Source organism: Actinomycetospora sp. (assembly GCF_036497245.1).
Taxonomy (GTDB): domain Bacteria; phylum Actinomycetota; class Actinomycetes; order Mycobacteriales; family Pseudonocardiaceae; genus Actinomycetospora.
In genome coordinates this window covers 1-12,195 of the sequence record NZ_DASXJS010000230.1, presented here as the reverse complement: position 1 = coordinate 12,195, position 12,195 = coordinate 1, and the positions used below count along the sequence as shown (strand labels likewise).

The 12,195-nt window shown below is 73.2% G+C and carries 10 protein-coding genes and 1 tRNA gene; 6 read left to right on the top strand and 5 right to left on the bottom strand.

Going from position 1 to position 12,195, the window contains the following annotated elements; all coding sequences use genetic code 11:
- The 5 genes from VGI02_RS24355 to VGI02_RS24335 all read right to left on the bottom strand — a co-directional run.
- Positions 1–627: GAF domain-containing protein (locus VGI02_RS24355; RefSeq protein ID WP_331631760.1), on the bottom strand; the 627-nt coding region annotated here is incomplete at its 3' end.
- The gene (locus VGI02_RS24350) at positions 627–1,391 is read right to left on the bottom strand and encodes a GAF and ANTAR domain-containing protein (RefSeq protein ID WP_331631758.1); all 765 of its coding nucleotides are present in this window, start codon (positions 1,389–1,391) and stop codon (positions 627–629) included. The genes VGI02_RS24350 and VGI02_RS24355, both read right to left, overlap by 1 nt.
- Before the next feature lie 926 nt (positions 1,392–2,317).
- Positions 2,318–2,392 (bottom strand) — tRNA-Arg (locus VGI02_RS24345).
- Positions 2,393–2,535: 143 nt separating this feature from the next.
- Positions 2,536–3,228 (bottom strand): DUF305 domain-containing protein, encoded by a 693-nt coding sequence (locus VGI02_RS24340; protein ID WP_331631756.1) that lies wholly within the window; start codon positions 3,226–3,228, stop codon positions 2,536–2,538.
- A 14-nt stretch (positions 3,229–3,242) separates the two neighbouring features.
- Complete coding sequence (locus VGI02_RS24335) at positions 3,243–3,920, bottom strand: thioredoxin-like domain-containing protein (RefSeq protein ID WP_331631754.1); 678 nt, start codon at positions 3,918–3,920, stop codon at positions 3,243–3,245.
- A gap of 261 nt (positions 3,921–4,181) precedes the next feature.
- Here VGI02_RS24335 and argS point away from each other — a divergent pair, with 261 nt between their 5' ends.
- From argS to VGI02_RS24305, 6 genes are all read left to right on the top strand, one after another.
- Complete coding sequence (gene argS / locus VGI02_RS24330; RefSeq protein WP_331631752.1) at positions 4,182–5,834, top strand: arginine--tRNA ligase; 1,653 nt, start codon at positions 4,182–4,184, stop codon at positions 5,832–5,834.
- Between the two features lie 31 nt (positions 5,835–5,865).
- Positions 5,866–7,395: a diaminopimelate decarboxylase family protein gene (locus VGI02_RS24325; RefSeq protein ID WP_331631749.1), complete on the top strand. Its 1,530-nt coding sequence runs from the start codon at positions 5,866–5,868 to the stop codon at positions 7,393–7,395.
- Positions 7,392–8,798 carry a homoserine dehydrogenase gene (locus VGI02_RS24320; protein ID WP_331631746.1) on the top strand — a complete coding sequence of 469 codons (1,407 nt, stop codon included), beginning with the start codon at positions 7,392–7,394 and terminating at the stop codon, positions 8,796–8,798. The genes VGI02_RS24325 and VGI02_RS24320 overlap by 4 nt, the downstream gene beginning before the upstream one ends.
- Before the next feature lie 65 nt (positions 8,799–8,863).
- Complete coding sequence (gene thrC / locus VGI02_RS24315) at positions 8,864–9,880, top strand: threonine synthase (RefSeq protein ID WP_331631762.1); 1,017 nt, start codon at positions 8,864–8,866, stop codon at positions 9,878–9,880.
- Positions 9,880–10,824, top strand: a complete 945-nt coding sequence (thrB, locus tag VGI02_RS24310; protein ID WP_331631744.1) for a homoserine kinase — start codon at positions 9,880–9,882, stop codon at positions 10,822–10,824. The genes thrC and thrB overlap by 1 nt, the downstream gene beginning before the upstream one ends.
- Positions 10,825–11,189: 365 nt before the next feature.
- On the top strand, positions 11,190–12,195 hold a 1,006-nt coding region (locus VGI02_RS24305; RefSeq protein ID WP_331631742.1), incomplete at its 3' end, for a Rho termination factor N-terminal domain-containing protein.

Sequence of the window (12,195 nt, the reverse complement as noted above, 5' to 3'; positions counted from 1 at the left end):
TGCCTCGCCCATGTCGAGGTGCCCTACTTCGGCGAGCACGCCCTTGGCCTGTTCGATGATCGCCCGACTGTTGAGGGCGGTCTGGAGCCTCGAGGTGACGGTTTGCTGGGCGTGCGCGTCCCGTTCCTGCAGGATGCTGATGGTCGCCGCATCAGCCAAGGCCTGGACCGCCCGAAGGTCAGCCGGGGGTAGCGCGCCGGCTGCAGCGCCGAAGAGGTTCAACGCGCCGATGGTGTGTCCGCGTAGGCGCATTGGCACGGCGTGCACCGAGCGGAACCCTTGCTCGGCGGCTCGGGCGGTGAAGCGGGGCCATGTATCGCCCGCGGTCAGATCGGGAGCGCTGACCGGCTGCCCACTGCGGTAGCAGTCCAAGCAGGGGCCTTCGTCGGACTGGAGCTGGAAGAGCTCGATCAGCCGGGCTGCTTCGCTGGAGGACGCGACGAGCTGCAGGGTGTCCCGGTGGGCGGCGATCAGCAGTCCGGCGGCGTCAGCGGGGAACAGCGCGACGCAGTCGGTGGTCAGCCTGTGCAACAGATCGAGCATGTCGAAGTCGGCGACCAGCGTGTCGGCCACCCGGATCAACGCCGCCAACAGCGCGGTCTCCCGGTTCTCCCCGGCTGCGGTCATCACCGCTCCTTGCCGAACCGCAGCGTGCGGGCGACGACCTCGCGGGCAACCGCGTCGATCGGCCGGTCGTGGACGAAGGCGTGGGCCCTCAAGGTGGCCAGCGCGGCGTCAGGGGAGACCTCGAGCTGGGAGATGAGCATTCCGGTGGCTTGGTAGACCTCCGCTCGCTCCAACGGGACATCGGCCAACCAGCCCTCGACGTCCACGTCGACGCCCCGCTCGGGCCCACCGCGGTTGGGTGCTCCGGTCGGGCCCAGCGTCGCCCCGGGGTGGACGTCCAGCACGGCCCAGAACGCGGCGCCCGCAGCGCGTCCCGCGAGGGCTTGCGCTTGCGAGTCGAGCGCCAGAGGCTGGTTCCGGTAGAGATCGAGCACGCCGATGCTGATCGGCCCGCCGAGTAGCGGCAGGACGTACATCCCCCGCGCCGTGGTTTCCTGCGCCGCGGCGGCGGCGAAGACCGGCCACTTGTCGTGGACACCGGCGGTGATGTCGGGCACCAGCACCGGGGCCCCGGAGGTGAACGCCTCAACACACGGGCCCTCGCAGAGCCGGAATTGCAGCTCGTCGATCCGCGCCGCCACCTCGTCGGAGGCCCACACCGGGTTCTGATGATCCACGCTGGTCATCGTCGTGATCGACGCCCCGGTCACCGGCAGAGCGCTCACGCACAGCTCACAGATGCGCTGCGCCGCCCAGGCCCCACCCTCGGCCAGCGCCGCGGCGAGCCTCGCCTCGAAGTCGGGCCACTCACGTTCAGTTGTCACATCGACTACCCACTCGCTGCTCGCGCCGACCGCGCCCGAGAACCCGCGCTAAGCCGAGGGTCGCACCTAGTGAGGCCAACAACGCCTGGGAGTTACCGTACCCCCGGACCGGCTGTTGATCGCGGCCAGAGCACCGCACTCAGCACGCCGTCCTTTCATCTCCTCCTCAGCGCCATGTTCCACTCATGACGGCAGGCAGTCGCAAGCCTTGATGCTGACTGGCAGGGTTACTGGTCGACCGGAGCTCGTCGATGCGAAGCTCAGCGTGGCGTACTGCCGAGTCCAGCCTATAAGGTCAAGGCACCGCCTTCGGCGCCGCGCAGGTCGGACCCACGGCCCCGCCTTCCGCTCCGCTCCGGCGGACCGTGGTCCGACCTGCTCGACTGGCCCGGCGTACCTCACGAACGAGGTCAACAACGTCTAACAGCAGCCCGGAAGGCTCCTCCGGACACTCCTCCGACGTCAGAACGTACGTCGCGGCGTTCTTGCCAGAAACCCCGCGATGCTCGGATATGATCTTTTCTCGTGTCTTAGCCCAGCCCGACCAATCGCTGCTTATCAATCGTCCACGCCGCGCCGCCGGCTCATGGGCGCCTGCGCCGCCGCTAGCTAGGGACGTGATGGGGACCATCCGGGGGCCACACCCCCTTAATCGGCCCTCCTCCGACCGCACGTCCCGCACGTTGAGCCAGGGCCACACCCGGCGGAGTCGGCACCGTCACCGCGACGACCGTCGCTCCCGCGACCGCCTCGTCGACCGACGTCGTCACCTTCGGGAGCGTGATCGACCCGCTCACCTCGCCCGTGACCGTGAGCGTGCCAGCCTCCCGAAGCGGAGTGAGCCGCGTCTCGGATCGCGTACAGCGTTCGTGCCACGATCCGTGCCACGCGGCTTCGAACGGGCAACGTTTTCGCTGGTCATCAGGTGGTGCCCCCGGCAGGATTCGAACCTGCGCCACCGCCTCCGGAGGGCGGTGCTCTATCCCCTGAGCTACGGGGGCGGAACCGGTCGGAAGCCTAACGCATCGCGGGTGATCGTCCGGCGGCCGGGCCGGGCGAGGATGCGGAGCTACTGACGTCCAGTGTCAGCGATGCCGCATCGCTGACGCCTCACGACGGCTGACACCTCCCGACGGCCGACACCTCAGGACACCGGCAGCGGAGCCGCCCCACGCTGAGCGAGCATCTGCGTCATGGTGTCCGCCTCCGCGGTCTGCGAGGTGACCATCGACCGCGCGAGCTGGGTGACCACGGGGACCGACCCGCGGGCCGCCTCCTCCTGCATCATCGACAGCCCGCCGCGGTGGTGGCGCAGCATCAGCTGCAGGAACGCGACGTCCATCGGGACGCCGGTCTGCGACCGGAAGCGGGTCAGGTCGGCGTCGGAGGCCATCCCCGGCATCACGACGGCCGGCATCCCCATCCAGGCCATGTAGCTCCCGGGGGCGGACTCGGTCGGCTGCTCCCAGAGCCGCAGCCAGCCCTGCATCATCCCGAGCTGCTGGTTCTGGGTGGACTCGATGTCGAACGCCAGCTGGCGCAGCGCCGGGTCGGTCGTGTTCGCGCGCTCCCACACCGCCATCTGCACGGCCTGGGTGTGGTGCACGGTCATGTCCTGCAGGAAGCCGACGTCCACGGCGCCGTCGGGCGGCCCGTAGGTCGGCGTCGTGCCCTGACCGAGCACGACGCCCCCGAGCGCGCCGACGAGCAGGAGCACGAGCACCACGCCCGCGACGACGACACCGCGGGCCCACCCGGGGCTGCGCGACCACCAGCCGCCACCGTCGTCGTCGAACCCGTCGTCGTCCACGTCCGGCGGTTCCGGCGGCGAGCTCACGGGGGAGACCGCGCTCACCCGGTGCCGCCCGAGCTGCCCTGGTAGTTCATCGGCAGCGCGTCCTTCGGGTAGGGCGGCGGGTCGAACGGCGGCGGGTTCTGCGGGTCGAAGGCGCCCGGTCCGAGGGCGTCGCAGCTGGCGCCGACCTCCGGGTAGGTGTTCGGGTTGCCGCGCAGCGAGGTGATGAACTCGTCGATCCTCGGGTCGTTCGCGTCCGGGACCTTGAGCTGGTGGCCCCAGGCCTGCAGCGACACCGGCTGGTCGAGGCCGGGGTACGGCGAGATCATCGTCTGGTTCTGGCCGCGCACCTTGGCGGTCAGCCCGTCCAGCGCGGAGCCGGAGACCCGCGCCGGGTCGTAGGCGATCCAGACGGCGCCGTGCTCGAGGCCGTGCACCATGTTCTCGTTGCGCACGGCCCGCGGGTAGACCTGCCCGTTGCACGCCGCCCAGTAGCCGTCGTGCGGACCGCCGTAGGGCGGGGTCTTGTCGTAGGCCACCCGCTGCTGCGGCGTCACGTGGTGCTGGCCCTCGTAGGCGGTGGTCGCGATCCCCGGGATCGCCAGCGACGGGTCCTTGTTGTCGTCGGAGGGCCGCCACGGACTCACCGCGGAGTTCCGGGCGACGAGGAAGTACCCGATCCCGCCGACCAGGACGAGCACGACGACGATCGCGCCGATCAGCAGCCAGGGCACCTGACGGTTCCCGTTGCCCGACGACGAGCGCCGCCGCGCGCCGGTGACGGGGTTCTTCCCCCGTTGCGGCGGCCGTGACCCCCTCGTGGACCGGCCGTTCCGCTGGTGCCCACCCGTCGGAGGCCGCCGGGGCGTCCCGGTGGAGCGTCCACTCGCCATGGTCACGGAGTCTAGGGATGAGCCCTGCGTGAGGAGCTCCTGCCCTGGACGGGGTACGGCCGTCCGCCCACTGCCTCGCGCGGCTCCTTAGACTCGGCGTCCGTGACCCCCGCTGCACTCGCCGAGCTCCTGCATGCCGTCGCCGTCGACGTGCTGACCGAGCGCGGGCTCGACACGGCTGCGCTGCCCGACGAGGTCGTCGTCGAGCGCCCGCGCAACCCCGAGCACGGGGACTACGCCACCAACCTCGCGCTGCGCAGCGCGAAGAAGGCGGGCGTGAAGCCCGCCGACCTCGCCGACTGGCTGGCCACCAAGCTCTCCGGCACCAGCGCGATCGCGAGTGCCGAGGTGGCGGGCCCGGGCTTCCTCAACCTGCGCCTCGCGGCCGACGCGCAGGCGGGCATCGTCGCGGACGTCCTTGCCCACGGCGCCGGCTACGGCCACACCGACAAGCTCACCGGGCAGACGATCAACCTCGAGTTCGTCTCCGCGAACCCGACCGGCCCGATCCACCTCGGCGGCACCCGCTGGGCCGCCGTCGGGGACGCGCTGGGCCGGGTCCTCGAGGCGCAGGGCGCCGCGGTGATCCGGGAGTACTACGTCAACGACGCCGGCGCGCAGATCGACCGGTTCGCCGAGTCGTTGATCGCCGCCGCCGAGGGCAGGCCGGTGCCGGAGAACGGTTACGGCGGGGCGTACGTGGCCGAGGTCGCCCAGAAGGTCGTCCAGGTCGAGCGCAGCGTGCTCGACCAGCCCGAGGACGAGAAGCTCGCCGCGTTCAAGCGCCTCGGCGTCGCCGTGATGCTCGGCGAGATGCGGGAGTCGCTGGACTCGTTCGGCACCCACTTCGACGTCTGGTCCTCCGAGGCCGCCCTGCACGCCTCGGGCGCGGTCGAGACCTCGGTGCAGAAGCTCAAGGACGACGACGCCCTCTACTACGCGGAGGGCGCCTGGTGGCTGCGCTCCACCGACCACGGTGACGACAAGGACCGCGTCGTCATCAAGTCCGACGGCAACCCGGCCTACATCGCCGGGGACATCGCCTACTACCGCGACAAGCGGGCCCGCGGCGCCGACCTGTGCATCTACATGCTCGGTGCCGACCACCACGGCTACATCCACCGGCTCAAGGCGGTCGCGGCGGCGTTCGGGGACGACCCGGACACCGTCGAGGTCCTCATCGGCCAGCTGGTGAACCTGCTCCGCGACGGCGAGCCGGTGAAGATGTCGAAGCGGGCGGGCACGATCATCACCCTCGAGGACCTCGTCGAGGCGGTGGGCGTGGACGCGGCCCGGTACACGCTGACGCGCTCGAGCGTGGACCAGGTGCTCGACATCGACCTAGACCTCATCAGCAAGCGCACCAACGAGAACCCGGTCTTCTACGTGCAGTACGCGCACGCCCGGCTCTCGGCGCTGGCGCGCAACGCCACCGAGCTGGGCGTGAGCGGCGTCGACCCGGATCTGGGCCTGCTCGTCGAGCCCCGCGAGGGCGACCTCATCCGCACGCTCGGGGAGTTCCCGCGCGTGCTGTCCTCGGCCGCGGAGCTGCGCGAGCCGCATCGCGTCGCGCGGTACCTCGAGGGGCTCGCCGGCACCTACCACCGCTTCTACGACACCTGCCGGGTGCTGCCCCAGGGCGATGAAGCACCGGGACCCATCAACACCGCGCGCCTGGCCCTGTGCAGCGCGACCCGCACCGTGCTCGCGTCGGGCCTGGGCCTGCTCGGCGTCTCCGCCCCCAGCCGGATGTAATCAACCCTGCATGTGATCCGAGGATATTTTCATGACGCGCGCCCACCCCGCCGGGCCCCGCCACGCCGACGTCCTGCCCGCCCACGAGGCGGCGGGTCCGATCCCGCACGACGGCACCGCCCTCGACGCACTGCCTGCCGCCGTCTGGCCCCGCCACGCCGTCCGCGGCGACGACGGCGTCGTGCGCCTGGCCGGCATCGACGTCCGGGACCTCGCCGAGCGCCACGGCACCCCGCTCTTCGTCGTCGACGAGGCCGACTTCCGCTCGCGGTGCCGCGACCACGCCGAGGCCTTCGGGGACCCGGCCCTCGTGCACTACGCGTCGAAGGCGTTCCTGTGCGCCGAGGTCGCCCGCTGGGTCGCCGACGAGGGCCTCGGGCTCGACGTGTGCAGCGACGGCGAGCTGGCGACGGCGGTCCGGGCCGACTTCCCGGCCGACCGGATCGCGATGCACGGCAACAACAAGTCGCCCGCCGAGCTGGAGCAGGCCCTCGACGCGGGCGTCGGCAAGGTCGTCCTGGACTCGTTCGCCGAGATCGTCCGGCTCGACGACGCGGCCCGGCGCCGCGGCGTGGTCGCCGACGTGATGGTCCGCGTGACCGTCGGGGTCGAGGCGCACACCCACGAGTTCATCGCCACCGCGCACGAGGACCAGAAGTTCGGGTTCTCGCTGGTCGGGGCGAGCGGAGCGACGGGGGGAGGTACCGGGGCGAGCGGAGCGACGGGGGGAGGGACCGGGGGAGACGCGGCCGAGGCCGTGCGCCGCGTCCTGAAGTCCGCCCACCTGCGCCTGGTCGGGCTGCACAGCCACATCGGCTCGCAGATCTTCGACTCCGGCGGCTTCGAGCTCGCGGCACGCCGGGTCGTCGGGCTGCTCGCGGAGGTCCGCGCCGAGCACGGGGACCGTGCCGACACCGCGTCCGACCTCATCGACCTCGGCGGCGGCATGGGCATCGCCTACACCACCGCGGACCACCCGCGGTCCGCGTCCTGGCTGGCGTCCGAGCTGCGCGCGATCGTGGACCGCGAGTGCGAGCGGGCGGGCATCCCGGTGCCACGGATCGCCGTCGAACCCGGGCGCGCGATCGCCGGGCCCGGCACGGTGACCCTCTACACCGTCGGGACCATCAAGGACGTCGAGCTCGGCGGCGGAGCGCGCCGGCGGTACGTGAGCGTGGACGGCGGGATGAGCGACAACATCCGCACCGCCCTCTACGACGCGGCCTACGACTGCCGGTTGGTGTCACGATCGGCCGTGGTGGGCGGGATCAAGGACGGCGCCGGCGCCGGGAACCCCGGTGGCGGCGACCCCACGCTGTGCCGCGTGGTCGGGCGGCACTGCGAGTCCGGCGACGTCGTCGTTCGCGACTGCTGGCTGCCCGCCGACCTCGCGCCCGGTGACCTCGTCGCCGTGGCCGCGACCGGCGCGTACTGCTACGCCATGGCCAGCGCCTACAACAAGGTGCCGCGACCCGCCGTGGTCGCCGTGGCCGACGGCGCCGACCGCACCATGCTGCGGCGGGAGACCCTCGACGACCTGGCGCGCCTGGAGGTGCTGTGAGTCCGGCTGATTCTGGGAGCAAGGACGTCATCCGCGTCGCGCTGCTCGGCTGCGGGGTGGTCGGCTCCCAGGTGGTGCGGCTGCTGCGCGAGCAGTCCGACGAGCTCGCCGCCCGGGTCGGAGCCCCGATCGAGCTGGCCGGGATCGCGGTGCGGCGCCCGCAGCGCCACCCCGAGGTGCCCGCCGAGCTGCTGACCACCGACGCCGCCGGCCTCGTCGCGCGGTCGGACGTGGACGTCGTCGTCGAGCTCATGGGCGGTATCGAGCCCGCGCGGGACCTGCTGCTCGACGCCCTCAAGCAGGGCCGGTCGGTGGTCAGCGCGAACAAGGCGCTGCTCGCCGAGGAGGGCGAGGCGCTCGCGACCGCGGCCCGCGAGTCCGGCGCCGACCTCTACTACGAGGCCTCCGTCGCCGGCGCGATCCCGCTGCTGCGCCCGATCCAGCAGTCGCTGGCCGGGGACCGGATCCGTCGCGTCGCGGGCATCGTCAACGGCACGACGAACTTCATCCTCTCGGCGATGGAGTCCACCGGGGCCGGCTACGCCGACGCGCTCGAGGAGGCGGGCCGGCTGGGCTACGCCGAGGCCGACCCGACGGCGGACGTGGACGGCTACGACGCCGCGTCCAAGGCCGCGATCCTCGCGACCCTCTCCTTCCACACCCGGGTGACCGCCTCCGACGTGCACCGCGAGGGCATCCGCGACGTCACCGCCACCGACATCGCCTCGGCCAAGGCGCTCGGGTGCTCGGTGAAGCTGCTCGCCATCTGCGAGCAGGTCGACGGGGACGCGGGCAGCACCGTGTCCGCCCGCGTCTACCCGGCGATGATCCCGAAGGCCCACCCGCTGGCCTCGGTCTCCGGCGCGTTCAATGCCGTCTTCGTGGAGGCCGACGCCGCCGGGCCGCTGATGTTCTACGGCCAGGGGGCGGGCGGCCCGCAGACCGCGAGCGCCGTCCTCGGCGACCTCGTCGCCGCCGCGCGCAACAAGGTCATCGGGGGACGCGGTCCCCGCGACACCGCCTATGCCCACCTGCCGCTGCAGCCGGTGGGCGAGGTCCGCACCCGGTACCACGTCAACCTCGACGTCCACGACCGCGCGGGCGTGCTCGCCGCGGTGGCCTCGGTGTTCGCCGAGCACGGCGTCAGCATCGCCACGGTCAAGCAGGAGGGCGGCCGCGAGAAGGCCGCGGGCCCGGACGATGCCGACGCGGATGATGCAGGTCATGGCGGCGACGCGGGAACGGACGCCACACTGGTCGTCGTGACCCACGAGGCCCCCGACGCGGCCCTGCGGGCCACCGTGGACGCGCTGTCCGGGCTGGACTCCGTCCGCGGTGTCGCCAGCGTGCTGCGTGTGGAGGGTCTCGGCCGCCCCGTCCATGCTCTCGGAGGAGCCCAGTGACCCCCGCCGCCCTGCTCGCCCACCGCGTCGAGTGGCCGGGCGTCATCCGCGCCTACCGGGACCGGATGCCGCACGTGAAGGACGGCTGGGACGTCGTCACGCTGCGCGAGGGTGGGACCCCGCTGCTCCCCGCGGCGCACCTCTCCGCGCTCACCGGCTGCGAGGTCCACCTCAAGATCGAGGGCGCGAACCCGACCGGGTCGTTCAAGGACCGCGGGATGACCGTCGCGATGACCGAAGCCGCCGCGAGCGGCGCGAAGGCCGTGATCTGCGCGTCCACCGGCAACACCTCGGCCTCGGCGGCCGCGTACGCCGCGCGCACCGACATGACCTGCGCCGTGCTCGTCCCGCAGGGCAAGATCGCCCTCGGGAAGCTCGCGCAGGCCACCGCGCACGGTGCGAAGATCCTGCAGCTCGAGGGCAACTTCGACGCGTGCCTGGAGCTGGCCCGCAAGGCGGCCGAGGAGCACCCGATCGCCCTGGTCAACTCGGTCAACCCGGCACGCATCGAGGGCCAGAAGACGGCGTCGTTCGAGATCTGCGACCAGCTCGGCCGCGCGCCCGACCTGCACGTCCTGCCGGTCGGCAACGCCGGCAACATCACCGCCTACTGGCGCGGCTACGTCGAGTACCACCGCGACGGCGTCGTCGAGGCCACCCCGGAGATGCACGGGGTGCAGGCCGCCGGCGCCGCGCCCCTGGTCGACGGGGCCCCGGTGGCGCAGCCGGAGACCCTCGCGACGGCCATCCGCATCGGCTCGCCCGCCTCCTGGGACGGTGCGATCGCCGCGCGGGACGAGTCCGGGGGCCGGATCACCAAGGTCGACGACGACGCGATCCTTGCCGCGTACCGCCTGCTGGCGGCGCGCGAGGGCGTGTTCGTCGAGCCCGCGTCGGCGGCCTCGGTGGCGGGCCTGCTCGCGCGGTCGGCGGCGGGGGAGCTCACCGCGGGCAGCGTGGTGGTCTGCACCGTCACCGGCCACGGCCTCAAGGACCCGGGCACCGCGCTGGCCGACGTCCCCGAGCCGGTCGTGGTCCCGGAGCGCGTCGACGCCGTCGCCGACGCGCTCGGCCTCGCCTGATGGCGGGGGACACGAAGCGCCCGGGGGAGCACGCCGACCGGCAGGCCCGATCGTCGGGGGAAGCCCCCACCGTCCGCGTCCGGGTCCCCGCCACCACGGCGAACCTCGGGCCCGGCTTCGACACCCTCGGTCTCGCGCTGGGGCTCCACGACCACGTGGAGCTCACCGCCCTCGACGACGGCCCGAGCGTCGTCGAGGTGCACGGGGAGGGAGCCGGGCGGGTGCCCCGCGACGAGCGGCACCTCGTGCTCAAGGCCGCCTGCGCGACCTACGACCTCGCGGGTGTGGCCCGCCCGCCACTGCATCTGACCTGTCACAACGAGATCCCGCACAGCCGCGGGCTGGGGTCCTCGGCGTCCGCCGCGGTCGCCGGGATCGTCGCCGCCTGTGCGCTGCTCGGCCCCGGCAAGGCCCCCGACGACGCCGCGGTCCTCGACCTCGCGGCCCGCTTCGACGGGCACGCCGACAACGTGGCGGCCTGCCTCTACGGCGGCCTGGTCGTGACCTGGTGCGAGGGCGGCTCCTATCGGGGCACCCGGCTCACGCCCCGGCCCGAGGTGGTGCCGGTCGTGTTCGTCTCCGAGCACTCCAGCTCCACCGAGGCGACCCGCGGTCTGCTGCCCGACCGGATCCCGCACGCCGACGCGGCGTTCACCGCGGCGCGGTCGGCGCTGGTGGTGCACGCGCTCACGTGTGCACCCGGGCTGCTGCTCCCGGCCACCGAGGACCGCCTGCACCAGCCCTACCGGCGGCCGGCCTATCCCGCGACCGCCGACCTCGTCGACGCCCTGCGCGCGGCCGAGGTGCCCGCGGTCGTCTCCGGGGCGGGCCCGACGGTGCTGGCGCTCACCACGGGGGAGCCGCTGCCCGAGGGACTCCCCACCAGCGGGTTCACGACGATGTGGCTGCCGATCGACACCGAGGGTGCCGTCGTGACGGGCTGAGGACCGCCACGGCACGCCGACACCACCCGGTTGTTGCCGCCGGTCCCGGGTGGGGCTACCCTGGGCCACGACAGCGACCAGCGTGATCCGCGCCGGTGCCACGTCCCGGAATCCGGGATGGTCTTCTCCGCTCCGGTCCCGCATCCGCCCGATGGCGCAGGTGGTTCGGCGTTCTCGGACGGCTCCACGCGTGGTCGTTGACCCCGAAGATGTTCCGTAGCGCATCGTGTTCCCGGGACGCCGAACCTCCATTCCGTCTTCCCGCGAACCGCCGACGTTGCGGCGAACCGCACGCGTGAACCGAGGTGTGCGGACATGTCCGCTGGCCCGGGCAGCATGGCCCCGGCCGGTCAGGAAGGACCTGCGTGACCGAAACCGACGTCCTCTCCACCGACGCCGCCTCCTCGGAGGCCCCGGCTGGGAACGACGCCCCGACGTCCGGCTCCGGCGGCACCGAACGGCGCCGCCGTGGCGGCGTGTCCGGCATGGTGCTCGCGGAGCTGCGTGAGCTCGCCGGGACACTCGGCGTCACCGACACCACCGGCATGCGCCGGGGTGACCTGATCAACGAGATCAAGAAGCGCCAGAGCGGCGACGGGGCGGCCGGCGCCGCCCAGCTCCCGCTCGGCGACGAGCCCGACGCGCCGAGCAGCGCCGCGGCCGGGACCGCCGAGCAGCCCGCGGCCGAGCAGCCTGCCGACGAGCAGCCCGCCGACGACGAGGCCGCGGCCAAGCCCGCCCGCCGTCGTGCCGCCCGCCGCAAGGCGGTGACCCCGGAGGTCGAGCCGGAGACCCCGGCGGAGTCCCCCGCTGAGACCGACCCCGCGTCCCGCACCGCGACGCCCGAGTCGGCGGAGACCGTCGCGGAGGCCGTCACGGCCACCACCGACGCGCCCGCCGCCGACGCCGGTGAGGCGGCCGAGGCGAGCGCCCCCGCCACGCCTCGTCGTTCGCGTCGCAGTGCCCGGCGCGACGCGGGTCCCGGTGCCGAGTCCGGCGCCGGTGAGGCGACCGGTTCCATCGAGGCCCCCGCGGCCGCGCCGGCCGAGGCGCCCGAGCGCACGCCCCGTGAGGACGGCGACCGCAACAACGGCAGCTCCGACCAGGGCCGTTCGGGGCAGTCGGGCCAGTCCGGGCAGGACGCTCCCGACGGCGACCAGGAGTCCGGCCGCGGCGGCGACGGCGACCGCGGTGGTCGCAACCGGAACCGCAACGGTGGCCAGGGCGGCGGCCAGAGCGGTGGTGGCCAGAACAACGACCAGGGCGGCGGGCGCAACCGCGACGGCGGCCAGGGCGGTGGCCCGAGCGGCGGCGGTCAGGGTGGCGGCGGTCAGGGTGGCGGCCAGAACAACGGCGGCCAGAACCAGAACC